The organism is Thalassospira sp. MBR-102 (assembly GCF_040549275.1).
Taxonomy (GTDB): domain Bacteria; phylum Pseudomonadota; class Alphaproteobacteria; order Rhodospirillales; family Thalassospiraceae; genus Thalassospira; species Thalassospira xiamenensis.
The window spans coordinates 276561-300686 of record NZ_JBEPTC010000003.1; the positions used below are offsets into that span (position 1 = coordinate 276561).

Consider the following 24126-nt stretch of genomic DNA (forward strand, 5'->3'; position numbering starts at 1 on the left):
TTGCTGTTACTATGTCTTAGCGCGGCAGCCCCTCGACCTTCTCGCCAACTTCAAATCCCAACCGGTCCGCCGAACCGCCATTAAGCTCCAGAACAAAGCGCACCGGCTTTGGCCCCGGAATGATGGTTTCGGATTTCGGCACCGTGCGTTTTTCAATCCCGACAATCACGCCATTCTTGTCGATAAACAGCATATCAAGCGAGATGAAGGTGTTCTTCATCCACATTGAAATGTCGCTGGCGCGGCCAAAATCAAACAGCATCCCGGCATCCTCGGCCATTTCGGTGCGGAACATCAATCCGCGGGACCGTTCATCGGGTGTCACCGCCATTTCAACATTGAAAACCTTGCCATCCACCAGCAGGCGCGATCGTTCAAACCCCGTCGCCTTTGCATTCAGCCCCGCCATCACGGCAGCACTGATAAAGCAAACGACCAAGGTCATTTGAATGAACGACTTCATAACCCATACCCCTTCAGTCTTTGGACGCGTGTCCTGACTTCGTCACGTATGTCCCCGCCGCGCCACGGATCTTTAATGCTGGTCAGCATTTTTTCGTCCGGCTGCTTTCCACGGCTATGCGTCCATTTTACGGCACGCAGGATATTTTCCGCTGTGATGGTTAACACAGGTGGTATTTCGATTTCGTTTACAACCGCCCACACCCCGGACCAACAGCGCGCAACCCCATAAGGGTTATATCCTCCGCCCCCCAGTACCAGACACCTGGGTGCCATTTTGATCATGGCCCCGACCACGTCCCAAATGGCCTGATTGCCAAGCATCTGTCTGGATAATGGATCTTCTGCTAATATATCACATCCACATTGCAAAACAATGGCTTGTGGTGAGAACTCCTGCGCAAGCGGCATGAAATATTCATGAAGGACATACCGCATCTCGTCATCATGCATGCCACTTGGCATCGGCAGGTTCCGCGCCATTCCCCCGGCGACATCATCAATCGTCCCGGTGCGCGGCCATAACCCTTCTTCATGCATCGAAACCGTCAAAACACGGTCATCATCGGCAAAGGCAATCTGCACACCATCCCCGTGATGGGCATCAATATCAAGGTAAAGCACACGATCCAGCCCCGAATCGAGCAATTCAAGTATCCCCAGAACCGGGTCATTGAAGTAACAGAAACCCGATGCCCGGTCGCGCAAACCATGATGCGTGCCCCCCGCCGGATGATGGATGATCCCGCCATCCGAAATCAGACGTGCTGCCATAATCGATGATCCGGCCGCCGTCGCCGGACGCCGGAAAATTTCCGGATAGATCGGATTGCCGTTTTTCCCCAATCCGTATCTGACCATCATGTCTTCGGGCAGCATCCGGTCGCGTTCGGCCTGTGCCACGGCGGCGATATAGTCGGGATCGTGAAAGCGTGCCAATTGTGCGGGCGTCGCCACCGGCCCGATGAGATAATTATCCCCATCGACCCAGCCCATCGCATGCACCATATCGACCACAAGCGACACCCGCGGGATCGCAAGCGGGTGCTTTGGCCCGTAACTCGACCCGCGGTAAATCTCGGCCGCAATCATGCGCGGACGGATATCATGGCGGCGATGATCGGGATAATTCAGAACAGGTTCATCAGATGGCATCATGACCATTCATGGTTCATTCGGGCTGGGCTCATTGGGACATCGCAGGATTGACGCGCAAACGCATCCGCGTAACTCTGCTCCCGGAACACTTTCTCCTTTCTTAAACGACGAGCCGCCCCATGCCGATCAAAAACTATGCCTTTCTGATCAAGGCCGACGGATACCCGGTGCGTGGGACGCAAACCACCCTGCCCGGCGATGGCTTCACCACCCATATCTTTGCCGCGTCAAATATCGCGGCCCTGATCGTCGCCGCACAGGGTTTTGCCAAGGACGGGATAGAGGTCATTGAAACCTGCGGCGGCTTTTCCGATACGGATTTTGATGCGGTCAAAAACGCACTTGATGGCCGCGTCGCCCTTGGCCGGGTAACGTTTGACGCCGCCAATCAGGCCCTTCTGACCCGTTTCATGACATCGTCCTGATCACTTTCAATCAGTCATCAGCCACCGCCCCAAAACAGTCGGAGCCCCACTAGTGCCCGGAAAAACCTCAAACCGCCGCCGCCTTTTCGCGGGGCTCGCGATCCTGATCATCGTTATTGTCATTGGCGCTGGTTTTGCCCTTTCGGGGCTTGCCGATTTTGATCTTGAAGGTCGCACTACCCGCCTTGTCGAGTTTGACGATCACGGCAACCGGCTTTCGGGCACCCTGATCCTGCCCGATGGTGCGGCGGCCAATACCGCCCCGATTGTCCTTCTGATCCACGGTGATGGCCCGCAGGACCGCTTTTCGCATGACGGTTACCTGCCGCTGATCAACAGTCTGCTGGATGGCGGGATTGGCGTTTATAGCTGGGACAAGGCAGGTGTTGGCAACAGCAAAGGAAACTGGCTTGATCAATCCATGAATGATCGCGCCAACGAGGCGATGGCGGCCTTCGCCGCCCTACGCAATCTTGATGGCAACGAAAACCGCAAAATCGGTTTTCTGGGGTTTTCGCAGGCCGGCTGGGTCATCCCCGATATCGCCAACCGCCTGCCAGATGCCGCCTTTCACATCCTGATCGGCGCGGCGGTCAATTGGCAGCGGCAGGGCACCTATTATATGCGCACGCGGCTTGAGGCCCTTGGCACCCGGCCCGATGAAATCGCCATGCGCATTGAAACCGCGCACAACATGGATGACCGGATTTTCGGCCCCGACAGTACCTATCAGGACTATCTCGCCATCCCCCATGATCAGGAAGTCATGGCACAGGACCGCTATGAATTCGTCAAACGCAATATCGGATCAGACGCCACCGGGTCGCTTGAAACACTCACATCCCCCCTGCTCGCCCTCTGGGGCGAGGATGATCTGAATGTTGATCCGGCGCATAACGCAGCGATCTATCGCAAACTTGCCCTGCCCAATAATCCGCTCAACAGGGTCATCACCCTTCCCGATGCGACACACGGGTTGCTGCGCGCTGGCCTGTTTAATTATCAGCTTGCCGAACAAATGCCCGACATCGTCAAACTGGCCTTTGTCGTGATGGGGCGGCATGCCTATGCCCCCGGCGCGATGGATCACATCATCACCTGGATCAGACAGGTCACGCAAACCCCATCCCCGGCACAATAACCGGCATCAAACCTGTAACATCATCGTTGTTGCCGTGCGAAACCCGAATAGATGACGAAGCGGGCCAAGTTCCTGCACATCGCCCGCCACAAAGCCGCATCGTTCATAAAGTGCTCGGGCCCGCGGATTGGTATCGATCACGTCAAGCCGCACCTGCCTCAGGTCGCGCATCCGGGCTTCATGTGCAATCGCATCCAGAAGTGCCGTCCCGACACCCCTGCCGCGCGCATCAGAATCAACAAAAATCCCGTCCATCAACAGAACACCCTCGGACAGATCCCGTTCAAGCGTTTCGATCAAAACCCCGCGCCACAAGCCACCCCAAAGGCCATAAATCGCACAGACATCCGATAACGTCCCGCCAATAAACGCCCCCTGCGCCGTCTTGAAACCGGCAATGCCCAGCAAATCGCCATCCGGCGACACCGCACTGATCGCATGGGCCGGATCAACAACCCGTCTCAGGAATAATTGCGCCTTGTCTTCGGGCTTCATCACCGGCGCCAGTTTCTGACGAAACGCCTGCCAGAAAAGATCAAGCGCCTTGTCGATATGGCGATCTTCGATGCCATGATGAATGGAAAATGTTTGCCGGTCCTGCATCTGTACCTTCCGCGATCCTGCCGATCAGAAAGATAGCCGGACGGCATGATTTCACAAGTTAAGGATGTGATACCGATCACGATCCCGACTTGGATTTGTGCTCCGGTTTGCCCTTGCGCTGGCCGGATGCCAGTTCTTCAAGCTCCTCCTCGGACATGCTTTCTGCCATCTCGCGCGCAGCCCCGGTCAGTTCGCTCTTTTTCTGCTCGCCACGCTTGACCGAAAGCGCCAGACCGGCGGCTTTCTGCTGGGATTTCGATTTTGCAGGCATTGTCTCGTCCTTCGTTACCGTTTGCCCTGTTTATCAAACAAACAAAACCGGCGCGTGTTCCGAAAAGTCGACAAAAACGCGCACGCATGCTGCAACGCCCCAAACCGTCACTCCCGCGAACGCGGGAGTCCATCGCGCCGCAAATTCAATGCCCCCAAGACCACCACATGCCCACCACCTCACCCGGCCACAGCCGCCCGGGGCCGAATGATCTTGCCGCTCTGGCGCTGCTCGAACAGATGCGCGATCCAGCCTGCCATGCGCCCGACGGCAAAAATGCCAAGCCCCACCCCCTTCGGAAGATCAAGCTCGCGTTCCAGCAACGCCAGCCCGAAATCAAGGCTGGGATATTGCCCGGTTTCATCCGTCACCCGATCCGCAATCCGCGCCCAGAACGCATCCCCCACCTGCCCGCAGGATTGCATGATCGCGCGCGTGCGCGGATCACCATCGGGATAAAGCGGATGGCCGAAACCGGGCGGCACGCCATCCTGCACCGGATCAATCTTGCGCTTTTCCACCCGGTCCATCCATGCCCGGCAACGCGGCGTTAACCCGCCATGCCGACTGCCCGATAATGTCGCCAACCCCGCCAGCAACGACGCCGGGATACTCGCGCCTGCCGATGCCGCCACCCGCACCGCATAGGCCGACGCATTCAATTCATGATCGGCACACAGCACAAGCGCACGGCGCAGCAAATCCACGGCCTCCGGCCGTTTTGACCACGCCCGCGCCAGCATCACATGGATCGGACTTTCACCGTCATCACGCATACCTGCCGCTGCCAATGCGGCGAGGCGCATCAACTTCGCCGCCGCCGGGCGGCCATCCCCGGCGGGGTGACTTGTCACCTCGCCCGCCATCATCGCAATCATCCGGTCAAACGGTGTGGCATGACTGGCCGGAATGAAATCGGGTGCGCAACACCGATCCTGATCGCCCCGCAATCCCGCCAGAAGCCGCGCGGCATCTTCAAGCGTTATGGTATCAGACAGCCCCACCGCATCCCTGCCGCGATAGAAAAACCGGCCATCGGCAATGCGGGTGATTTTCGACACCAGTATCGGTTCGCCCCAGTCAATCGTCGATGCCGCCACCGATTGCCGCGACCGGCCGCGCTTTTTGCCCGCGATGATTTTGCGCACATCGCGATGATCATAAAGGCTTTTGCGTGCGTCCCCCGGATGGGCAATGGCGCGCACGATCCCGCGGCTGACATAGGCATAAAGCGTATCGCGCGATATGCCGGTCGCCGCACAGACTTCCTTTGCTGACAGCGTGAAAAATGCCGTTTCGTTCATCAGGTCATCCAGATTTTTCATATTGATTATCTTGATCAAGATTGACGATTTGTCCAGCCCCGCGTGATTCTTGGGTGATCAACCCCTCCCGCGCCACCGATGCGGAAAAAGGAGCCACCAACATGACCGCCATGACCGACAAGACCAACCCGTTCATCGCCCCGATTACCAATGCCCTTAACGCCGCCCTTGATCTTCCGGGCGCAACAAACGCCCTGCCCGATATTAAAATCACCGGCACGGACGCCCTGCCATCCTTCTTTGCCGTCACTGATCTTGCTTCGGCCTCAATGGGCATCGCATCCGCCATGATTTCCCGCTATCGCGGTTTGGCGACTGGCGATCTGGCGGCGGTCACCATTGATCAACGGCTGGCATCGAAATGGTTTGATATGACGATCCGCCCCGATGGCTGGGAATTGCCGCCGGTCTGGGATGCGATTGCCGGTGACTATCAAACCGCTGATGGCTGGATACGGCTGCACACCAACGCCCCGCACCACCGTGCGGCCGCCCTGTCGGTTCTGGGCGATTACACCGACCGCGAAGCCCTCGCCCCCATTGTCGCAAACTGGAAATCCGATGATCTCGAAACCGCAATCATTGCGGCGGGCGGCTGTGCCGCCACCATGCGAAGCCTGGGTGACTGGCAATCCCATCCGCAGGGGGTTGCGATTGCGGTCGAACCGCTGATCGACTGGCAGCATCACGGCATCAGTTCGAAATCCCGCCACGTTATCCGGCCGGACCGGCCTTTGACCGGGATCCGCGTGCTTGACCTGACCCGTGTTCTGGCCGGTCCGGTCGCCGGGCGGTTTCTGGCCGCCTATGGCGCGGATGTCCTGCGCATCGACCCGCCCCACTGGGACGAGGGGGCGGTAATCCCCGAAGTCACCCTTGGCAAACGCTGTGCCGGGCTTGACCTTAAAAGTGCCGAAGATCGCCAAACATTCGAAAGCCTTCTGGCCGGTGCCGATATCCTGCTGCATGGCTACCGCCCCGATGCCTTGCCCGGTCTTGGCTATGACGCGGACGAACTTCGCCGGATCAATCCCGGCCTGATTGATATCACTCTCTGCGCCTATGGCTGGACCGGCCCGTGGGCCAAACGGCGCGGCTTTGACAGCTTGGTACAAATGAGCTGCGGCATCGCCGATTTCGGCATGAAACAGGCCAATGCGCCAAAGCCAACGCCCCTTCCGGTTCAGGCCCTTGACCACGCCACCGGCTATCTGATGGCGGCAAGCACGATCCACGCCCTTTTGCTTCGCAGCCAGACCGGCCAGATCACCACCGCCCGCCATTCGCTCGCCCGCACCGCCCATCTGCTCTGCCAGACCGCACAACCGACCCTAACCCAAACCATCGCCCCCGAAACCGAAAACGACATCGCCCCGCATCTCGAAACCACAAGCTGGGGCAAGGCCCGGCGCGTTCGTTTCCCGGCCACGATTGATGGCGTCGCACACGGCTGGGATTACCCGGCAGGACGGCTTTTATCCAGCGCGGCAGCGTGGTGAGCAATATATCAATTACTCAGACGATCTGGGTTTTCAGCACGGCAACAGTCTTGATCAGGAAATCCATCACAGTTCGTATGCGTGGTGCATGACGCAGATCCTCATGCACCAGCATCCAGACCTCGCGCGGTGGAAAACTTTCATGAGGATAAAGGCGGGCCAGCCTTGGATCGGCATCCCCGACAAAGTGCGGTAAAATCGCAACTCCCAACCCCGAGCCAGCCGCCGCAGCCTGTATGCTGGTATCATTGCTACGCAGCACGACTTTGCGCCCATGCAACCGCTCCTCAATCCAGCGATGTTGCGGGATACTAGCCGTCGTTTCATCCCAGCTGATAAAGTCCCAGACATGCTCGGGCTTGTCATAATCAGGTGCGCTGTAAAAACCGAACGGCATATCCGTCAACTTGCGCACTGTGACCGCCGATTTTTCCGGGCGCGACAGGCGCAACGCAATATCGGCCTGCCGCCGGTTCAGGTCTGTTGATCGGGTTTCCCCCTGCAAAACAAGATCGATCTCAGGATGCTGTTCTCGCAATTCCCGGACTTTTGGCCCGATAATATGACTGGCCAGTGCCGGTGGTGCGCTCACACAAACAGTTCCTGAAACATGGTCGGCGGATCCCGCCGCAACACGTTCAACCGCCTGCATTGCCAGAACCGCCTGACGCCCCTGCTCGGCAACCAGTTTGCCATCAACCGTCAACATCACCGACTTCGGCAAACGATCAATCAACCGGACCCCGAATGTGGTTTCAAGCGCATTGACCCGACGCGCAACCGTGCTGTGATCCACACCCAGTTCCCGTGCCGCTGCCGAAAAACTGCCCGTATCAGCCAAAGCCAGAAAGTATCGGTAGTCTTCCCAATTCATTTGCGCATTTTTCCCCATTAACTACGCAAATATAGGGAATTTCCCCCAAGAAAAACAACGGATATTCCTGATATCACATCGAATGTCAGGAGTATTTCATGACCAGAATCATCGAACTCAGCCAAATCGGCGGCCCGGAATGCCTTCAGGAACGCGCAATCAATTTACCCGCACCAGCCGTAGGTGAAGTCCGGATTGACCAAAACCGGATCGGGGTTAATTTTGTCGATATCTATCATCGCGTCGGCCTGTATCCGCTGCAAGAAAAGCCCGCAATTATCGGGGTTGAAGCTGTCGGAACCGTTACGGGAACAGGTCCTGACGTGACCGGCTTTGCCATCGGCAACAAGGTTGCCTATGCCGGTTTTCCGGCCGGAAGCTATGCCTCAGAACGCAACATTTCGGCAAGCCAGCTGATCAAAATCCCCGATGATCTTCAACCCGATCAGATTGCCGGTTGCTTCCTGCGCGGCATGACTGCCTACCTTTTATTAGAACAAATTGGCCGCGTCTCACCGGGCCAAACCGTTCTGATACACGCAGCAGCAGGTGGTCTGGGCCAGATACTGGTCCGCTGGGCCAAGCATTTAGGGGCGACAACCATCGGCACAATCGGCTCCTCAGACAAGGCACTGGCAGCACGAGCGCAGGGGCTTGATCACGCGATCTTGTATCGCGAACAGGATTTTGAAACCGCCATCATGGACCTGACATCAGGACGGGGTGTTGATTACGCGATTGACGGGATCGGCGGCGATAATCTGACTAAATCCCTAAACGCGACCAGGCCGTTCGGAATTACCGCAACAATTGGTCAGGTTGCCGGAGACATACCGCCTCTTGATCTGCGGCATCTGACCAACCGGTTTCTTGCCCGGCCCAGTATCCTTACGTATGTCGCGGATACAGAAAACTATCACCGGGCCGCACACGCGTGGTTCAATATTTTGCGTCAGTATGAGTTCCCGGCCGCGACCGAGTATCCCCTTTCCGAGGCCACACGTGCACATGCCGACCTTGAAGCGGGCCGAACAAGCGGAGCAATCACGCTGGTAACACAAGCCGATTGCACACCCAACTGATCAATTGCGGTCCTGCACAGGTCAACAGGCATCGACAAATCAATTGGTTGATGCAAGCCCATACTGCAGGGCCGCCGTGATACGCGCACCCCAACCGCCCCCAGACCATCGCCCCCAAAAACAGAAAATGACACCGCCCAGCATATCGGAACCACAAGCCGGCGCAAAGCAAGGCGCATTTGCTTCCCGGCGGTGATCGATGGCTTAGCACATGAACGGGATCACCCGGCGGGCTTGCTGCGAACGGTCGATCCGATCACTTCCGGCCATGGCGGCACTTCCGGCAACCCGTGCCCCCCGGACAAACCTCGGGCGTCTGCAATCCTCGCCAACAGACGGCCTTCGGGCTCACCGCCCCCTCCTGTCCCACCATCGACGGGCCACTAACCGCCCACGGCATCGCTGCCTGCTCCGGCCTCTTTCGCCTTTGCCATGACCATGAAGCCCGGACACACCTCGGGCCTCCAGCAATCTCGCCAACTGACGGTTCACTGACGGCCACCGGCTCGTTGCCCGCTCCGGCCACAGAGGCAACAACCTGCCACCCCGACGTCCAGACACATCTCGGGCTGCCGCCATTTTCATCAGCAGACGGATTTCGGGCGCACTGCCCCCAACCTGTCCACCACCGACGGGCCGCAATCCGATGCCACCACCACTGCCATTGCTGCCGCTTCCGGCAAATCCGGGGTCCGTTCCCCGACAAGACGCACCTCTCCCGTCATGACAAACAAGCGTATTGAAAGCGTATTAGAACCAGCGCGGAACGCCGCCGTAATGGCTCCGCCATCCCCCGACCCATATCCTGCGGACTACTCCGCCGCCCTGCCTCAATCCTTGCCGCTGCATCCTGATCCCCTCTTTGATCTGGTCCCAAACGCAAAAACCCGCGAGGCACAAGGCCTTGCGGGTTTCGGTCCGGGTACATTTCTCCCGTTGACTTTGTCTTTATGCCACAAACAAAAGAACAAATCAAGAACTTTTCCAATGCTTGACGTCCCGCCATGATCTGCGCATAGTCCCGTCATCTCCAGGGGGGCCGATCGTGAATCGGCTGAGAGGTTCGGTGTTGCCGGACGACCCTTTGAACCTGAACCGGTTAAGACCGGCGTAGGAAGGATCGCATGCGCAAGACAGAACCAGCGCCGAAACCGGCAGCCCCCTTAAATTCCCCCGTTTTAACGGGCAACGTAACGCCGTTTGATGTTCATCTGCGCGGTGGTCGCGTGGCCTTTAACGGCGACGATATTTTCCATGATCTTGACCTGACCCTGCCCGCCAGCAGCATCACCTGTTTGCTGGGCCCATCTGGTGTCGGCAAAAGCACATTACTGCGTTATCTCGTCGGGCTGGTCGATGGCGAGACGGGTGGAGATATCGCCTGCTCGGATGGCAAGCCGCTTTTGGGCCGGGTTGCCTATATGGCGCAGCAGGATTTGTTGATGCCCTGGCGGACTGTCCGGGAAAATGTCGTTCTGGGGGCGGTGCTTCGCAATCAACGCCCCGATCTTGCGCGCGCCGATGCGCTGATTGCCAAGGTCGGACTATCGGATGCCGCCCACCTGCGCCCGGCCGAACTTTCCGGCGGCATGAAGCAGCGTGCCGCCCTTGCCCGCACCCTGATGGAAGATCGCCCGGTTGTCCTCATGGATGAACCCTTTTCGGCCCTTGATCCGCTTAACCGCATGCGCCTTCAGGACCTTGCCGCACGGGTATTGCGCGGCAAAACGGTTTTGCTGGTCACCCATGATCCGCTCGAAGCGCTTCGGATTGGTGACCGGGTTCATGTCTTGCGTGGTACCCCCGCGGTCCTGAGTGACGCCATGCTTCCGGCGGGCAGCATCCCGCGCGATGTCACCGATCCGGAAATCCTCCGCCATCAGGCCGAACTGCTCCGTCAGCTTGGCGCCACCGCCGAGGAACTCAACCGGACGGAGGGCACGGTATGACAAACACGTCCCGCACCCCACTTACCGAACGGCGGCTGCTGAAACTCGCCCGGCCCTTCATCATCATCGCCGCCCTGATCGCGACATGGCAGATTGTCGTGTCTGTGACCGGCGCACCAAAATATATGCTGCCCGCCCCCTATGAAGTCTGGCTGACCCTGATCAAGCGTCATGACGTGTTGCTTGATCATGCCAGATACACGATTGCCGAAACCGTGATCGGGCTTTTTGCCGGGGCGGCATTGGGGGCTTTGGCAGCGCTTCCGATGGCGCTTTTTGCCCCCGTGCGGTTCTGGCTGATGCCGATCCTGCTCGTGTCGCAGGCGATCCCGTTTTTTGCGCTGGCACCGCTTCTGGTATTATGGCTGGGCTTTGGTCTGGGCTCAAAAATCGCGATGGCGGCCTTGATCATTTTCTTCCCCGTCACGGTCGCGTTTTTTGACGGGTTATCACGCACCGAACCGGGCTTCCTCGACCTTGCCCGCACCATGGGTGCCAGCCGCTGGCGGTTGCTGACCCATGTGCGCCTCCCCGCCGCATTGCCTTCATTTGCCTCTGGTTTTCGGGTCGCGACCGCGGTTGCCCCCATCGGGGCTGTGATCGGCGAATGGGTCGGATCAAGTCATGGCCTTGGCTATCTGATGCTGCATGCCAATGCCCGGGTTCAGATCGACATGGTCTTTGCCTGCCTTCTGATCCTGTGCGCGTTTTCGATCACGCAATATTTCCTTGTCGACCGGGCGTTACGTGCGGCTTTGCCATGGCAGCCCGACAGCCTGAAACCGGCAAAATAAACCGAATTCCCCGCGAAAAATTGCGGGCAGAACATCAAAAATATTCCGATATCCGATAGGAGGTTCATCCATGTCACGCCTGAAATCCATGATCACCGCGGCCACGATTGGTGCGGTTGCGATGGGAATGACCAGCCCGGCCTTTGCCGCCGACAAGCTCACCATTCTTCTCGACTGGTTCGTCAATCCCGATCACGCGCCCCTGATTGTCGCCAAGGAAAAGGGCTTTTTTGCCAAGCATGATCTGGATGTTGAACTGATCGAACCGGCCGATCCATCCGCCCCGCCGCGTCTTGTTGCCGCCGGTCAGGGTGACGTTGCCGTCAACTATCAGCCGCAGCTTCACGTGCAGGCCGCCGAAGGCCTGCCGCTAACACGCATCGGTACGCTGGTCGCAACCCCGCTTAATAGCCTGATTGTCCTCAAAGACGGTCCGATCAAGGAAATTGCCGATCTGAAAGGCAAGAAAATCGGTTATTCGCTGGCCGGTTTCGAAGATGCGTTACTCGGCACGATGCTTGGCAAATACGGGGTTTCGATTGACGATGTCGAGCTGGTGAATGTCAATTTCTCGCTCTCGCCCTCGCTGTATTCCGGGCAGGTCGATGCGATCATCGGCGGCTATCGCAATTTCGAGCTCAACCAGATGGAAATCGAAGGCAAACCGGGCAAGGCATTTTATGTCGAGGAAGAAGGTGTTCCGCCCTATGACGAGCTGATCCTGACCGTGCGTAACGACAAAACCGATGATCCGCGCTTTGCGCGCATGCTGGCTGCCCTTGAAGAAGGTGTGCAGTATCTGGTCAATCATCCCGATGACAGCTGGCAGGCCTTTATCGCGGCCTATCCGAACCTGGATGACGAGCTTAACATCAAGGCATGGGCCGATACCCTGCCGCGCTTTGCGCTCCGTCCGGCTGCTGTTGACCGCACCCGTTATGCCCGCTTTGCCGATTATCTCAAGGATCAGGGCATTATCGAAACCGTTCCACCGCTTGACAGCTACGTAACCGTGATAGAATAAACCGACTGGAATGCAGGCCGGAACCAAACGCGGTTCCGGCCTTTTCCATTGATCAGCCCGCACTTGCACAATTCCCGATCCGCGACACATTCATAAGATCGAAAACAACAATCAGCCGATCAGGGGATTTGACCGCGTGACTGACGAAAAACGCCCAACGCACCACACAGCATTCGGATTTGAAAACCGCTATCCCCTGCCGGAAACCGGCAAAAGATCATTCTGGCGCTTCCTGAAGCGGCGTTATTTCGGCTCTGAAAACTGGCCAAAAGCCAAACACCAGCACGGCAAAATCCCGACCGAGGCCCCGGATATGGACGCGATCCACAATCCCGATCCGGCGCGCCTGCAAGTCACATGGATCGGCCATGCAACGGCTCTGGTGCAATATGGCGGGCTCAATATCCTGACCGACCCGGTCTTTGCCAAACGGGCATCGCCGTTCCGATATGTCGGCCCCAAACGATACAGCCAGCCGGGATTGCGGATCGATCAGTTGCCAGATCTTGATCTGGTGCTGCTGTCGCACAATCATTACGACCATTTCGATGTGGAAAGCCTTGGAAAGATTGGCAATGGCCCGCGCTATATCCTGCCGCTGAAAAACGGAACTCTTCTGGAAAAGGCCGGAATGTCCCCCGACCAGTACGAAGAACTCGACTGGGACCAAAGCCTTTCGCATGGCGGCGTTACCATCACCCACGTGCCCAGCAATCACTGGTCCGCGCGCACCACCAAGGACCGCAAGGAAATGCTGTGGGGCGGCTACATCCTTGAATTCTCAGATGGTTATCGTTTCTATTTCGTCGGCGATACCGGCTGGAATGAACGGCTGTTTGCCGAGATGGGCGAACAATATGGCGGGATCGATTTCGGCCTGATCCCGATCGGGGCTTACGAGCCCAGCGATTTCATGCGCAACGCCCACACCAACCCCGAAGAAGCCATTCAGATCATGCAGGTAATGGGCATCAAGCAGGCGCTTGCCATTCATTGGGGGACTTTTGTCCTGACCGCAGAACCGGTTGACGAACCGCCGGTGCGATTGGCATCGGCACGCAAGGATGCCGGCATTGGCGCGAATGACTTCATTGCCGCCCCGATTGGGGCAACACGGTTTTTTGACGGCAAAACCAATCATCAGACGAATGATTTACCCGAAACCAAAGCCGCGCAATAGAGCATAACAGATAGGTGAAGACCGGCAACGTGCAGATCGTTGCCGGTCTTCGAAAGCCGAAACCCTGGCCGCAATGTTTGGGAGAACTGCGATCATGGTCCCAGCTTTAGGCGATTTGTGCTGCACCGAAAAGAGCCAGACCAACACCGGCGACCGATGCAAATTTCATCATGAGCCTCAAATTAAAAGTTACGTTATAACATAACATTTAATTGCATGACAGATACCCTGCGTCAAGACCGTTTGAAAACGATCCCGACGCCAGATTATTCCTCATACAAAAAGATCAGACCCGCGTGCGCGGTTTGCGGATGGTGCCGTCCTCAAACCGTGAAAGCGCCATCCCGGCAAGCGTAATGGATGGCTGTCCGGTCGTGATCCAGTCCGCCAGCACCTTGCCGACAACCGGCCCCATGGCAAATCCGTGGCCGGAAAAACCGGTGGCGACAAAGAAATGTTTTGGATTGTCGAACTGATCGATCACCGGTATGGCATCGGGGGTAACATCGATATCGCCCGCCCATTTATCGGCAATACCGACCTGTTTGATTTGCGGAAAGACCTTTTGCAAATTGGCCATCGCGTTATTCACGCGCACCTCGTAGGGCTGCGCCTGATTTTCCCGCCGCCCGATCAATGGCTGCTTTGATGCCGCCGAACCCGGCAGGCGATCAACAAGGTCATCAACAAACCGCCTGTTCAGATGGAATTTGAAGGTCGCCCAATTAGCAAACAGGCCCGGTGCAAAATCGCGGGCATATTTGAACCGGCCCAATGTCAGATCCAGATCGGTCATGAATTCGTCAGCGATATTCATCGAGCCATCGGCACGTTGACGAAACGCCAGACCGGCGGCCAATGTACCGGCGGCTGAAATTTCCGGCACCGGGGTGGTGCGGATCACCGTGCCGCGCGTGGTTTGCTGCGGCAGGCGACGGCCGAATTTGGCAACGAATTTATGCGTCGCGGCCCCAGCGGCACAGATCACGTATTTGCATTTGATCTCGCCACGTTCGGATATGACCGAACTGATTGCACCGCCACTCGTTTCAATGCCAATGGCACCGCAACCTTCGGCAATAAAGGCGCCGAGTTCACCGGCACGTTTTGCGATTGCCGGGGCGGCCTTTTTCGGTTCGGCCTGCCCGTCAGACGGGGTATAAATCCCGCCAACGCCGGGGCGCGTGATGCCCGGTGCGATCCTGGCAACCCCCTTGGGATCAAGCACCTGCGTTTCGATATCAAATCCTTTGGCGTCTTCGATCCATTGCTCAAATTCCGCCATTTCGGCATCATCACGCGCAACGAACATGACCCCGCCCTGCCGCCATTCCAGATCAGCGTCCAGTTCCTTTTCAAGCCCCTGCCAGATGCGGTTGCATTCGATCATCAGGGGCAGTTCAACCGGATCGCGGCCCTGCTGACGCACGAACCCCCACGCCCGCCCCGACTGATGCGAGGCAATGGTGTCCTTTTCCAGAAGGACAACCTTCATGCCCGCCTTGGCAAGGTAGTACGCGCTGCTGGCACCATGGATACCGCCGCCGATAACGACAACATCGCATTCTTTGGGAAGGTCGAATTGGGGATCGTTCGTGATATGGGGCATCTGAATCAGTCGTTCTTTTGTTTTCGTTTTGGGATGTGGCGTGTTCCACGTTATGTTGCGCGGCAATAAATGACAACAAAATCAGGTGCCACCATGTCTGCCGATAACAAGAAACAGAACCCCGCAACCATCACGGCTCAGGCCCTGGGCTGGGTCGAGGAAACCACCCGTTCGGTCACCCCGCCGATCTATCCGTCGACCACGTTCGAACGCAATACCGATCTTAGCTATCACGATGGCCGATGCTATACTCGCACCGACAACCCGACCTATGATCAGGCCTGTGCAGTTCTTGACGCGCTCGAAGGTGGCACACAGACGCGGCTTTTCGCATCGGGCATGGCCGCAGCCGTTGCATTGCTGCATGCGTTATCACCAGGCGATCATGTGGTCGCGCCAAAGGTAATGTATTGGGCACTGCGCAGCTTCATGCTCGATAGCGGTGTGCGGGCCGGACTGACATTTGATTTTGTCGATAATGGCGATACCGCCCAATGGGTAAAACATATCCAGCCGGGCAAAACCAGAATGGTCTGGCTGGAAACGCCCGCCAACCCGGACTGGCAGATCACCGATATCGCCGCCGTTGCCGATGCCGCGCACAAGGCCGGGGCAATTGTTGCGGTTGACAATACGGTTGCCACACCGCTTCTGACCCGCCCGATTGAACTGGGTGCAGATATCGTCATGCATTCGGCAACCAAATATCTTAACGGACATAGTGATGTTCTGGCCGGCACACTTACCACTGCAAACAAGGACAGCGAATTCTGGCAACGCGTTTGCAAACAGCATGCAGGCGGCGGCGGTGTTCTGGGTGTGTTCGAAGCATGGCTGCTTTTGCGTGGTATGCGTACCCTGTCAATCCGGGTCGAACGGGCCAGTGCCAATGCCATGGCAATCGCCCGCCATTTCGAAAACCACCCTGAAATCGCGCAGGTCCAGTATCCCGGCCTTGAAAGCCATATCGGCCATGACATTGCCAAGCGTCAGATGACCGGCGGATTTGGCGGCATGATGTCGATCCGGGTCAAGGGCGGCGGCAAACGGGCCGTGGATTTCCACAATCAGTGCAAACTGTTTAAACGCGCGACGTCACTTGGCGGGGTCGAAAGTCTGATTGAACACAGATCATCGGTCGAAGGCCCAACAAGCCCTGTGCCCGATGATCTGTTGCGTTTGTCTGTCGGTATCGAAGATGCCCACGATTTGATCCATGATATTGAAACCGCCCTGAATTTGAGTAAATAAAGTCGGAATGAAAATCGGCCAATCAACGGACTGGAAATTCCACGCGTGATGAAAACTGTGTTTCGTGCCCGCACACGATCTTGTTTCAAACAATCACTTTCGCTGTGTCTTGCTTTTGCAGCAATGATCGCGGCGACGGAATTTCCGGTTCGTTCGGCGCAGGCGCAAGCCCGCACCTCAAGCCAACCGGCAGGCATGCGTGATATTCCCGATGCCAATTCCCTGCCCCCGGCACCGGGACTGATTTTCGATATGGCCGGGCAGCGCTATATCATGTTTGACGACTTGGTTTCGCATCTTGCCGGGACGCGTTTTATCCTGATCGGGGAAAAACACGACAATCCGATCCATCATCATCATCAGGCACAATTGGTCCGCGCGCTAAGCAAACGCGAAGGCACCAAGCGTGCAGTTGTCTGGGAAATGTTTAATCGCGACCAGCAGGAAAGCCTTGATCTGGCTTGGCAGGCTGTACCGCCCGAGGAACTTGGCAGTGAAATGAAGTGGGGCGAAAGTGGTTGGCCATCATGGCATGACTATGCCCCGATTGCCGAGGCGGCAAAGGAAAACGGGCTGCCGATGGTTGCAGGCAATCTGCCCCGGGATGTCCTGCGGCCCATGATCAACGAAGGTATCAGCGCCCTGCCGACCGAGCTTGCGCAAAAGCTCTCCCTGCCGGCGCTACCCGATGATATTGCCGCACGATTTGATCAGGAAATTGCAGACGGTCATTGCAACATGTTACCCAAATCGCAATTACCTGACTTTTCGCTTGTGCAGTTTGCCCGCGATGCGTCGCTTGCGCGCGCAATGATTGATGCGAACAAAACCATTAGCCCGGATGGCGCATTCCTGATTGCCGGTGCCATGCATGTGCGTGATGACATTGCGGTACCCTACCATCTGCGGCGTTATGCACCTGATATCGACGATAACGATATTGCAGTTGTCATTCTGGTCGAGGCAGATGACCCAGGTGAAGACCTTCCTGGTGCGCGTGATTATGCGCTTCGGATGGGATCAGAAAATGTGGCGGATTTCATGTGGTTCACCAATGATCTGCCACGTGCCGATCCGTGCGAAGATATTCAGATCGGTCAATAGCGCTACACAATTATCGAAAATTATTTGATTCGACGGGGCAACCAATCGGTGGTCGCAACCGGTTTGCCCTTATGCGAACGCATGACACGCGGGCGGACAACTTCTTTTGCCTCAGGCGTGGTGGCACTTTTACGGACCGAGGCATAGAAATCCACCATCACCTGAAACGGGATCACTGTCCCCGGCCCCTGTTTATATGCATCAAGATAAGGCGGATGATTGCGCACGGTTTCGCTAAGATGTTCGACAGAGTGATGACCAAACTGCGACCAGATACTTTCGATAAAATGCTGCGTTTTGGGATCAACCGATTTAAGCCGCACATCCGGTCGACTTTCTTCCATGACGGCATAGACGTTCGGTTCAATCGGACCAATATCATCTGCGATGAAAACAGCGGGCATCAACATGCGACCGTGATAATTGGCCCCGTAATAGGCCTGCGCCAGATACAGCAGACGATGAAGCTTTTGCGGTTGCAGATATTCGTTGTCGTTTAATGCATGATCAATCAGGCGAAAAACGGCTTCGAATACGGAATTGAGGACCGGCTTGTTCTGCATATCTGCCCCAGCAAACGAAACGCATGGCGGATCAGGATCATAATGCCGCTTGGGCACGACAACAAGGACCGGAACGGAATGTATTCACTTTTCAGGGAAATCCGGGAAGCTGTCAGATCAAAGCATCAACCCGTGTGCCGCGAATACCCGCACCATGCACAACAGCATTAACCACCGCATAGAATGATGTTCCGCTATTCGCGCTTAGATCGAATGGAATTTCCGGATCAAGAAGGCTTGCGAAATCGATATCGCTTTCGGGTGAAATCGCACCTTCGCGGTCGCTTGCCCGACGAGCCGCCGACAGACGGCTTTGTTCGGCGCGCTGGTCTTTCTGATCACCCGCACTTCCCTGCCCGGATTGCTGTTTGCCTTTGCCGTCGATATAGGCATTGAACAGGATATCGTCATTATCGGGGTCATAAGTGTAATGTTCGCTGGGAGCCTGAATCTGGCTATTGCGGTCAACCGTCGCAACACCGCGCGCACCAGCAGCCGCAAGTCGGCCATACTGGCTGACCTGGCTTATGGACTGGTTGTTGACGACAGGTGCGACCATTTTCCTCTCTCCAGCCGGAACCGGAACATGTTGCAGTATTATTCAACTGTAAGATTATATCCGAATTACGGCTCAAAAGAGACAAGAATCGTCATTTTCGGTGGGTATCGAGCTGTTTTGAAGCATTAGTCGCCGTCAAATTCGACCAGATGGAAGACATCGACACCGCGATCACGGATTTTTTGTGCCCCGCCAATATCAGGAAGATCGATAATAAAGGCACAACCGGCAACTTCGCCGCCTGCCTTTTCGATCAGATCAATCGCGGCAAGAGCCGTGCCACCGGTTGCGATCAGATCATCCATCACCAGAACACGCTGTCCGGGCTTGATCGCATCGGTGTGCATTTCGATCACGTCCGATCCATATTCCAGTTCATATTCGACTTCGATGGTTTCAGCAGGAAGCTTGCCGCGTTTGCGGATCGGAACAAAACCGACACCAAGGGCTACGGCGACCGCCGGGCCGATGATAAAACCGCGCGCCTCAATCCCGACGATCACGTCGATCTGTTTATCCTGAAATTCGGCAGCAAAACTGTCGATCACATCACGCAAACCATCTGCATCGGCAAACAGGGTCGTGATATCGCGAAACATGATCCCCTTTTTCGGGTAATCGGGAATGGTACGGATCAGCGACTTGATCGACATGGGAGAACTCCGGCCGGGGTTAACCTGAAAAACAAAACCGCCATCTTTAACACCAGATGGCGGTTTAAAATCAAGCGTTCCCGAATATTGGCAGCAAATCGGGTTTGCCGCCTGCAATCGCAGCTAGGCCGCGTGCGCCGTGTTTCGATGCATTACGGCGTTGTTTGCCGTGACAAAGTCATTTGCAAGTTTCTTGCTGATTTCAGCACGTGTACCACGCGGCAAACCGGTCCCGGCGGCCTGCCGGTTACCCCATACTGCGCGATAAAGGCGGTAATCATGGTCATTGATCTGACCAAATACTTTTTCAACTTCCATCAAGGTCTGGACATAACTTTTGTTCATGTCAGCCATCCTGTTGCTCGTGATGTTCCGAATGACAATCCCCTTCGGAATAACGACGCCCGGCTTTGCCAGCGCATCTTCAAGCAGCGATATAATCCCCTAAAGGCCGCCTCTCAACGGCAGGACGGTGACAAGATCGGGAATATTTTGTGACACCTCGCCTTAATCGAAAAAAATGCAATCAGAACAAACTGCTATCAGACAGAAAAAAGACGCCAACCGGCGAATAGCCAGCCCGGTTCAGTGCATCTTTTTCTGGGCTTCGGCCTGACGCGCTTCTTCATCAAACTTCTTTTGCAGCGCATCGGCATATTCGCCGTAGATACGGCCTTCGATCGACAGCTCCAGAAACCGGATATAGTCCTGCTGGTTGTCGATTTTGGCGCGTGCAACCGGGATCACATCAAACGGACTTTCAGCATCCAAACCATATTTTCGGATCAGCTCCAGCATTTCGGCTGTGATCTGTTCGAGCTTTTTCTGCGCGTCCGAGAATGAAATGCTCATGATGTTTCCTGTTCTGATGCGATAACCACGCGCCTTATGCCCTGCCAGTTACCAGATGACAAGTTTCCGCCCCCGCGAACTATACCGGCGCGCCCTTACCTATCCGAATGATCCAGCCATTTTGCCATCCGACTTGAGACAAATCAAAGACCTGCATCCCGCATGGTCCGATGCTGCATTCGGGACAGTTTGATACGGACCATCAGTGGATCATTGATGGTCTGTGCGCGTGCATTTGCATAATCCATTCGGGGATCAGTGATGAAGTTGTTATCGGCTTTCAATGCCATGGGCATTCGCAAACGCTTTATGTGGGCGTCGGCCTTCGGCGTTACTTCCACGGTGATCATCGCACTTGCCATGATGATGTTTGCCGAAGAAAAGGCAATGGATGCCAAGCTTAATCAGCTAAGCCAGAATGAACTGACATCGCTTCATGCGCTGATTGTAAATGTGATGGCCGCCCGTCCTGATGACTCTGATGACATCGGTATTGATGTTTTCAACAACTGGTTTGAAAGCCGAAATCTGGATTATCCCGGCGAATTATGGTCGGCATGGGGCCCGACCACGCTGGCCTATATGAAGGAATATGGCGACAAGGACCTGAAAACGCCGCGCGATGCGATTGATCAGGAAGCCATTGAAACCGGTCAAACCATTGGACGTTATACCGACGAAGGCACCTATCGCCTGTCGATGCCAATTGTTCTTGGTGTGACCAAAGGTGCTGATCGCGAGGTTTGCTTTAGCTGCCATGGCGCAATGGAAGCCGAAAAGGGCGACGTGATTGCAGTTCTGTCATCAAGTCTTTCGGTTGCCCCCGAACAGGCGAAAACCAATCAGATCCTGATCGGTATTGTGATTGGCGGCATCATCATTGCACTTGCCACCATCTTTGGCATGCGGTTGCTGCTGTCGAAAATCGTTACCGAACCGCTTAGCAAGCTGGGTTCGGTGATGACCGAACTTGCCGATGGCAAAACCGACCTGATCATCCATGACCTTGACCGCAAGGACGAAATCGGTCGCATGGCACAATCGGTCGATGTGTTCCGCACCAATGCGATTGCAAAAAAACGCATGGAAGTCGAACAGGAAGCGGCATCGCGCAAGCGCGAAGAACGCATGAAAACGCTTGAAAAACACATTGGCGGGTTCGAAGGGGTAATTGCCAATATTGTCGGTTCGGTTTCCACATCGGCCGACCGGATGCAAAGCACGGCCCGTGCCTTGGTCGGTGCCGCCGATCTGGCAAGCAAAAGTGCCACAACCGTTGCTGCCGCCTCCGAAGAAGCCACGGTTAATGTCCGCACCGTGGCCGACGCAGCGGAAAATCTGTCGCATTCGATCACCCAGATCGGCAATCAGGCGCATCATTCAACCGAAATCACCGCCGAAGCATCGCGCGAAGCCGAAGTTTCCAGCAAGACCGTCGCCGGACTTTCAGAAGCCGCCGGTCGCATTGGCGAGATTGTCGAACTGATCAGTGACATTGCTGGTCAAACCAACCTTCTGGCGCTTAACGCAACCATCGAGGCCGCCCGCGCAGGCGAAGCAGGTAAAGGTTTTGCCGTTGTTGCCGCAGAGGTCAAAAACCTTGCCAACCAGACGGCACGCGCAACCAGCGAAATTTCCGAACAGATTTTGGCCATCCAGGAAGAAACCGGAAAAACGGTCCAGTCAATGGACGACATTTCCAACGTTATTTCGCGGATTACCGACATCACAAACACGATTTCCGATGCAGTTCGTGAACAGGCCGATGCCACCGGCGAAATTGCACAGAATGTCGAACAGGCCGCTATTGGCACGCAGGAAGTCAGCAGCAATATCGAACGCGTCAGCGATACGGTGGCCGAAACCGATCAGGCCGCCCACCAGGTCCTGAATGTGGCTGAAGAACTGGGGCAACTTTCGACAGAACTTCGCCGAGAGGTCGATAGTTTCCTGATCAGTATCCGGTCGGCTTGATCCTGAAATTTTCCGGAACTGCATTTTGTGCCTCGCACCATTTCTGGTGGTGCGGGGTTTGTTTTTTGGTGTACAGCAATTCCCCGGCAAAATCTTGGCATTAAAATTAACCTGACGATAACCGCCAATTTGTCTATTCTGAAAAAAAGGTGTTAAACCTTTAAAATTCTAATCGGGTTGGGGGTATTCGAGCGGTTCACGCTTGGAGAAAATAAAAGACAATGTCTTTTACGACGATCTTGGGGATTCTGGTCGGTTTGGGGCTTTTTGTCGGCTCCATCTTTATTTCGACCGACAACTATTTTGTGTTTATCAGTCTGTCGAGTGCGTTGATGGTGATCGGCGGGACCTTGGCAGCGACTTTTATTGCCTACGAAGCACGCTATGTTCTGCTTGCGCTCAAGCTGATTTTCAAAATCTTTCGTGCACCGCAGATGGGCCGGGGCCAATTGACCGGCGAAGTCGGGCGTGTTGTCAAATGGGGCTATCTGCTTCAGAAAAAAGGCATCAACGCGCTGGAGCAGGAAGCACAGCGCGTCGGTAAGGACGAGCCATTTCTGGGCTGGGCGATGGAAGTCGTCATCACCGGTTATAACGGTGATGAAACAGCCGAAATGCTCCATAACGCGATTGAAAACGCGTTCAGCCGCAATCTGGTACCTGTATCCATCCTGAAAAGCATGGCGGGTGCCGCGCCGGCATTTGGCATGATCGGAACGCTGGTTGGTCTTGTCATCATGCTTGATAAAATGGCCGATGATCCGACACAGCTTGGTTCGGGTCTTGCGATTGCGCTGATCACGACCCTTTACGGGATTGTCGCCGCCCGATTCTTTTTCATGCCGGCCGCCAGCAAAATCCAGCAGCGCGAGGAAATCATGCGGTTTCGCAATTACCTGATTGCCGAAGGCCTGATCATGCTAGCCGATCGCAAGGGACCGCGCGCCATACAGGACAAAATGAATTCGTTCCTTGATCCGGCGATCCATTTCAATATCGACAAGTCCGCAAAATAGCGGCCACAGACGATATGCTTGACGACAGGAGGCCATGATGGCCCGACGCAAATCACCGATGGGGCGACGCCAGGAAGAACTGGTCGAAGAAGACTGGATCGTAACCTATGCCGATGCGATCACGCTTCTGATGGCGTTCTTTGTGATGCTGGTCAGCTTTTCCAAGGTCGAAATCCCGCTTTTCGAAAAAGTACAATCAGGTATTGCCGAACAGATTGGCAAACGCGAGATCGTCCGCCCGACGCAGGTTCTCGAAACCGATCTGAAGGATGTTGTGTTCAACACATCAATGGATAATGCCGTCAATGTTTCGACCGACGACGAAGGTATTCTGATGGAACTTGGCGGCGGCGCATTTTTCCATCCCGGATCAGCCAATTTGACGCAGGATGCGGTCCTGTTCCTTAAAGATGTTGGGGACCTGTTAAAAGAACCCCGTTATCTTGGCTTTCAGGTCGAAGTGACCGGGCATACTGACGACAGCCCGATCAACACACCACGTTTCCCGTCGAACTGGGAACTGGCGGCCGGGCGATCCATTGCCGTTGTGCGCTTTTTAAGCGCGGTCGGGGTTGATCCGGAAAGTGACCGCATGCGGGCAATTTCCTATGGCGATACCAAGCCGAAATTGCCAAACCGCGGCGATGATGGCAACCCGATCGAAGAAAACCGCGAAGCCAACCGCCGTATTGAAATTCGCATTTTCCCAAAATATTCGCGCGTATTCTGATGTTGGTGGTGCGCGTTCTGCCGGGTAC

The 24126-nt window shown here is 55.9% G+C and carries 25 protein-coding genes and 1 riboswitch; of the genes, 13 read left to right on the plus strand and 12 right to left on the minus strand.

The features are described from left to right. Positions 1 to 16: 16 nt before the first annotated feature. Together ABIE64_RS07835 and ABIE64_RS07840 are read right to left on the minus strand one after the other, a co-directional pair. On the minus strand, positions 17 to 463 hold the full coding sequence (locus ABIE64_RS07835; protein WP_007090044.1) for a DUF192 domain-containing protein: 447 nt from the start codon (positions 461 to 463) through the stop codon (positions 17 to 19). Continuing rightward, entirely contained in the window at positions 460 to 1620 is a 1161-nt protein-coding gene (locus ABIE64_RS07840) for an acetoin utilization protein AcuC (RefSeq protein WP_354377063.1), read from the minus strand. The genes ABIE64_RS07835 and ABIE64_RS07840 overlap by 4 nt, the downstream gene beginning before the upstream one ends. Positions 1621 to 1739: 119 nt before the next feature. Between ABIE64_RS07840 and ABIE64_RS07845 the strand changes: the two genes are divergently transcribed. Both ABIE64_RS07845 and ABIE64_RS07850 read left to right on the plus strand, forming a co-directional pair. Further along, positions 1740 to 2045, plus strand: a complete 306-nt coding sequence (locus ABIE64_RS07845) for a DUF6506 family protein (RefSeq protein WP_354377064.1) — start codon at positions 1740 to 1742, stop codon at positions 2043 to 2045. A gap of 52 nt (positions 2046 to 2097) precedes the next feature. Beyond that, positions 2098 to 3186: an alpha/beta hydrolase family protein gene (locus ABIE64_RS07850; protein ID WP_354377065.1), complete on the plus strand. Its 1089-nt coding sequence runs from the start codon at positions 2098 to 2100 to the stop codon at positions 3184 to 3186. A 6-nt stretch (positions 3187 to 3192) separates the two neighbouring features. Here ABIE64_RS07850 and ABIE64_RS07855 read toward each other — a convergent pair whose 3' ends face one another. The 3 genes from ABIE64_RS07855 to ABIE64_RS07865 all read right to left on the minus strand — a co-directional run bounded on the left by ABIE64_RS07855 (position 3193) and on the right by ABIE64_RS07865 (position 5385). Continuing rightward, on the minus strand, positions 3193 to 3789 hold the full coding sequence (locus tag ABIE64_RS07855) for a GNAT family N-acetyltransferase (protein ID WP_354377066.1): 597 nt from the start codon (positions 3787 to 3789) through the stop codon (positions 3193 to 3195). Between the two features lie 76 nt (positions 3790 to 3865). Then, positions 3866 to 4060 carry a DUF3008 family protein gene (locus ABIE64_RS07860; protein ID WP_341363855.1) on the minus strand — a complete coding sequence of 65 codons (195 nt, stop codon included), beginning with the start codon at positions 4058 to 4060 and terminating at the stop codon, positions 3866 to 3868. A 179-nt stretch (positions 4061 to 4239) separates the two neighbouring features. Beyond that, a complete protein-coding gene (locus ABIE64_RS07865) occupies positions 4240 to 5385 on the minus strand; it encodes a citrate/2-methylcitrate synthase (protein ID WP_354377067.1) in 1146 nt (381 codons plus the stop codon). Between the two features lie 101 nt (positions 5386 to 5486). Here ABIE64_RS07865 and ABIE64_RS07870 point away from each other — a divergent pair, with 101 nt between their 5' ends. Next, entirely contained in the window at positions 5487 to 6884 is a 1398-nt protein-coding gene (locus tag ABIE64_RS07870; RefSeq protein WP_354377068.1) for a CoA transferase, read from the plus strand. Positions 6885 to 6900: 16 nt separating this feature from the next. Here ABIE64_RS07870 and ABIE64_RS07875 read toward each other — a convergent pair whose 3' ends face one another. Continuing rightward, on the minus strand, positions 6901 to 7758 hold the full coding sequence (locus ABIE64_RS07875) for a LysR family transcriptional regulator (RefSeq protein WP_007090052.1): 858 nt from the start codon (positions 7756 to 7758) through the stop codon (positions 6901 to 6903). Between the two features lie 98 nt (positions 7759 to 7856). Here ABIE64_RS07875 and ABIE64_RS07880 point away from each other — a divergent pair, with 98 nt between their 5' ends. The 5 genes from ABIE64_RS07880 to ABIE64_RS07900 all read left to right on the plus strand — a co-directional run bounded on the left by ABIE64_RS07880 (position 7857) and on the right by ABIE64_RS07900 (position 13787). Continuing rightward, positions 7857 to 8840: a quinone oxidoreductase family protein gene (locus tag ABIE64_RS07880; protein WP_354377069.1), complete on the plus strand. Its 984-nt coding sequence runs from the start codon at positions 7857 to 7859 to the stop codon at positions 8838 to 8840. A gap of 1022 nt (positions 8841 to 9862) precedes the next feature. Further along, positions 9863 to 9974: riboswitch (TPP riboswitch) on the plus strand. Next, positions 9965 to 10789 (plus strand): ABC transporter ATP-binding protein, encoded by an 825-nt coding sequence (locus ABIE64_RS07885; RefSeq protein ID WP_354377070.1) that lies wholly within the window; start codon positions 9965 to 9967, stop codon positions 10787 to 10789. It overlaps the preceding riboswitch by 10 nt. Next, positions 10786 to 11583: an ABC transporter permease gene (locus tag ABIE64_RS07890; protein ID WP_354377071.1), complete on the plus strand. Its 798-nt coding sequence runs from the start codon at positions 10786 to 10788 to the stop codon at positions 11581 to 11583. Before ABIE64_RS07885 ends, ABIE64_RS07890 begins: the two co-directional genes overlap by 4 nt. Before the next feature lie 70 nt (positions 11584 to 11653). Further along, positions 11654 to 12607: an ABC transporter substrate-binding protein gene (locus ABIE64_RS07895; RefSeq protein WP_037987700.1), complete on the plus strand. Its 954-nt coding sequence runs from the start codon at positions 11654 to 11656 to the stop codon at positions 12605 to 12607. Between the two features lie 136 nt (positions 12608 to 12743). Next, positions 12744 to 13787, plus strand: coding sequence for an MBL fold metallo-hydrolase (locus ABIE64_RS07900; RefSeq protein ID WP_354377072.1), 1044 nt, complete (start codon positions 12744 to 12746; stop codon positions 13785 to 13787). A gap of 286 nt (positions 13788 to 14073) precedes the next feature. Here ABIE64_RS07900 and ABIE64_RS07905 read toward each other — a convergent pair whose 3' ends face one another. Beyond that, positions 14074 to 15396, minus strand: a complete 1323-nt coding sequence (locus ABIE64_RS07905) for an NAD(P)/FAD-dependent oxidoreductase (RefSeq protein WP_354377073.1) — start codon at positions 15394 to 15396, stop codon at positions 14074 to 14076. Positions 15397 to 15465: 69 nt separating this feature from the next. On the opposite strand from ABIE64_RS07905, the gene ABIE64_RS07910 reads away from it, so the two are divergent. Both ABIE64_RS07910 and ABIE64_RS07915 read left to right on the plus strand, forming a co-directional pair. Further along, entirely contained in the window at positions 15466 to 16647 is a 1182-nt protein-coding gene (locus tag ABIE64_RS07910) for a trans-sulfuration enzyme family protein (protein ID WP_007091594.1), read from the plus strand. 48 nt (positions 16648 to 16695) lie between these two features. Continuing rightward, positions 16696 to 17751, plus strand: a complete 1056-nt coding sequence (locus tag ABIE64_RS07915) for a ChaN family lipoprotein (RefSeq protein ID WP_354377074.1) — start codon at positions 16696 to 16698, stop codon at positions 17749 to 17751. Between the two features lie 20 nt (positions 17752 to 17771). Here the strand turns inward: ABIE64_RS07915 and ABIE64_RS07920 are convergent, their stop codons facing one another. From ABIE64_RS07920 to ABIE64_RS07940, 5 genes are all read right to left on the minus strand, one after another. Continuing rightward, positions 17772 to 18314, minus strand: coding sequence for a Panacea domain-containing protein (locus tag ABIE64_RS07920; RefSeq protein ID WP_007091596.1), 543 nt, complete (start codon positions 18312 to 18314; stop codon positions 17772 to 17774). Between the two features lie 112 nt (positions 18315 to 18426). Further along, on the minus strand, positions 18427 to 18873 hold the full coding sequence (locus ABIE64_RS07925) for a hypothetical protein (RefSeq protein ID WP_354377075.1): 447 nt from the start codon (positions 18871 to 18873) through the stop codon (positions 18427 to 18429). Positions 18874 to 18998: 125 nt separating this feature from the next. Beyond that, positions 18999 to 19526, minus strand: coding sequence for an adenine phosphoribosyltransferase (locus ABIE64_RS07930; RefSeq protein WP_071241368.1), 528 nt, complete (start codon positions 19524 to 19526; stop codon positions 18999 to 19001). A gap of 123 nt (positions 19527 to 19649) precedes the next feature. Further along, complete coding sequence (locus tag ABIE64_RS07935) at positions 19650 to 19871, minus strand: hypothetical protein (protein ID WP_007091599.1); 222 nt, start codon at positions 19869 to 19871, stop codon at positions 19650 to 19652. Between the two features lie 240 nt (positions 19872 to 20111). Further along, on the minus strand, positions 20112 to 20378 hold the full coding sequence (locus tag ABIE64_RS07940) for a hypothetical protein (RefSeq protein ID WP_007091600.1): 267 nt from the start codon (positions 20376 to 20378) through the stop codon (positions 20112 to 20114). Between the two features lie 261 nt (positions 20379 to 20639). Between ABIE64_RS07940 and ABIE64_RS07945 the strand changes: the two genes are divergently transcribed. The 3 genes from ABIE64_RS07945 (at position 20640) to ABIE64_RS07955 (ending at position 24098) form a co-directional block, all read left to right on the plus strand. Further along, positions 20640 to 22352, plus strand: coding sequence for a methyl-accepting chemotaxis protein (locus ABIE64_RS07945; protein WP_354377076.1), 1713 nt, complete (start codon positions 20640 to 20642; stop codon positions 22350 to 22352). A 221-nt stretch (positions 22353 to 22573) separates the two neighbouring features. Continuing rightward, positions 22574 to 23368, plus strand: coding sequence for a motility protein A (locus ABIE64_RS07950; RefSeq protein ID WP_007091602.1), 795 nt, complete (start codon positions 22574 to 22576; stop codon positions 23366 to 23368). A 37-nt stretch (positions 23369 to 23405) separates the two neighbouring features. After that, complete coding sequence (locus tag ABIE64_RS07955; protein WP_354377077.1) at positions 23406 to 24098, plus strand: OmpA/MotB family protein; 693 nt, start codon at positions 23406 to 23408, stop codon at positions 24096 to 24098. Positions 24099 to 24126: the final 28 nt, after the last annotated feature.

Excerpts from the sequence above, each read along its gene's own strand:
- ABIE64_RS07955 (WP_354377077.1), top strand. The coding sequence starts at position 23,406 with ATGGCCCGACGCAAATCACCGATGGGGCGACGCCAGGAAGAACTGGTC.
- ABIE64_RS07940 (WP_007091600.1), bottom strand. The coding sequence starts at position 20,378 with ATGAGCATTTCATTCTCGGACGCGCAGAAAAAGCTCGAACAGATCACA.
- ABIE64_RS07845 (WP_354377064.1), top strand. The coding sequence starts at position 1,740 with ATGCCGATCAAAAACTATGCCTTTCTGATCAAGGCCGACGGATACCCG.
- ABIE64_RS07880 (WP_354377069.1), top strand. The coding sequence starts at position 7,857 with ATGACCAGAATCATCGAACTCAGCCAAATCGGCGGCCCGGAATGCCTT.
- ABIE64_RS07915 (WP_354377074.1), top strand. The coding sequence starts at position 16,696 with ATGAAAACTGTGTTTCGTGCCCGCACACGATCTTGTTTCAAACAATCA.
- ABIE64_RS07950 (WP_007091602.1), top strand. The coding sequence starts at position 22,574 with ATGTCTTTTACGACGATCTTGGGGATTCTGGTCGGTTTGGGGCTTTTT.
- ABIE64_RS07865 (WP_354377067.1), bottom strand. The coding sequence starts at position 5,385 with ATGAAAAATCTGGATGACCTGATGAACGAAACGGCATTTTTCACGCTG.
- ABIE64_RS07905 (WP_354377073.1), bottom strand. The coding sequence starts at position 15,396 with ATGCCCCATATCACGAACGATCCCCAATTCGACCTTCCCAAAGAATGC.
- ABIE64_RS07870 (WP_354377068.1), top strand. The coding sequence starts at position 5,487 with ATGACCGCCATGACCGACAAGACCAACCCGTTCATCGCCCCGATTACC.
- ABIE64_RS07875 (WP_007090052.1), bottom strand. The coding sequence starts at position 7,758 with ATGAATTGGGAAGACTACCGATACTTTCTGGCTTTGGCTGATACGGGC.
- ABIE64_RS07860 (WP_341363855.1), bottom strand. The coding sequence starts at position 4,060 with ATGCCTGCAAAATCGAAATCCCAGCAGAAAGCCGCCGGTCTGGCGCTT.
- ABIE64_RS07855 (WP_354377066.1), bottom strand. The coding sequence starts at position 3,789 with ATGCAGGACCGGCAAACATTTTCCATTCATCATGGCATCGAAGATCGC.
- ABIE64_RS07890 (WP_354377071.1), top strand. The coding sequence starts at position 10,786 with ATGACAAACACGTCCCGCACCCCACTTACCGAACGGCGGCTGCTGAAA.
- ABIE64_RS07910 (WP_007091594.1), top strand. The coding sequence starts at position 15,466 with ATGACAACAAAATCAGGTGCCACCATGTCTGCCGATAACAAGAAACAG.
- ABIE64_RS07895 (WP_037987700.1), top strand. The coding sequence starts at position 11,654 with ATGTCACGCCTGAAATCCATGATCACCGCGGCCACGATTGGTGCGGTT.
- ABIE64_RS07925 (WP_354377075.1), bottom strand. The coding sequence starts at position 18,873 with ATGGTCGCACCTGTCGTCAACAACCAGTCCATAAGCCAGGTCAGCCAG.
- ABIE64_RS07935 (WP_007091599.1), bottom strand. The coding sequence starts at position 19,871 with ATGAACAAAAGTTATGTCCAGACCTTGATGGAAGTTGAAAAAGTATTT.
- ABIE64_RS07835 (WP_007090044.1), bottom strand. The coding sequence starts at position 463 with ATGAAGTCGTTCATTCAAATGACCTTGGTCGTTTGCTTTATCAGTGCT.
- ABIE64_RS07945 (WP_354377076.1), top strand. The coding sequence starts at position 20,640 with ATGAAGTTGTTATCGGCTTTCAATGCCATGGGCATTCGCAAACGCTTT.
- ABIE64_RS07920 (WP_007091596.1), bottom strand. The coding sequence starts at position 18,314 with ATGCAGAACAAGCCGGTCCTCAATTCCGTATTCGAAGCCGTTTTTCGC.
- ABIE64_RS07885 (WP_354377070.1), top strand. The coding sequence starts at position 9,965 with ATGCGCAAGACAGAACCAGCGCCGAAACCGGCAGCCCCCTTAAATTCC.
- ABIE64_RS07930 (WP_071241368.1), bottom strand. The coding sequence starts at position 19,526 with ATGTCGATCAAGTCGCTGATCCGTACCATTCCCGATTACCCGAAAAAG.
- ABIE64_RS07840 (WP_354377063.1), bottom strand. The coding sequence starts at position 1,620 with ATGATGCCATCTGATGAACCTGTTCTGAATTATCCCGATCATCGCCGC.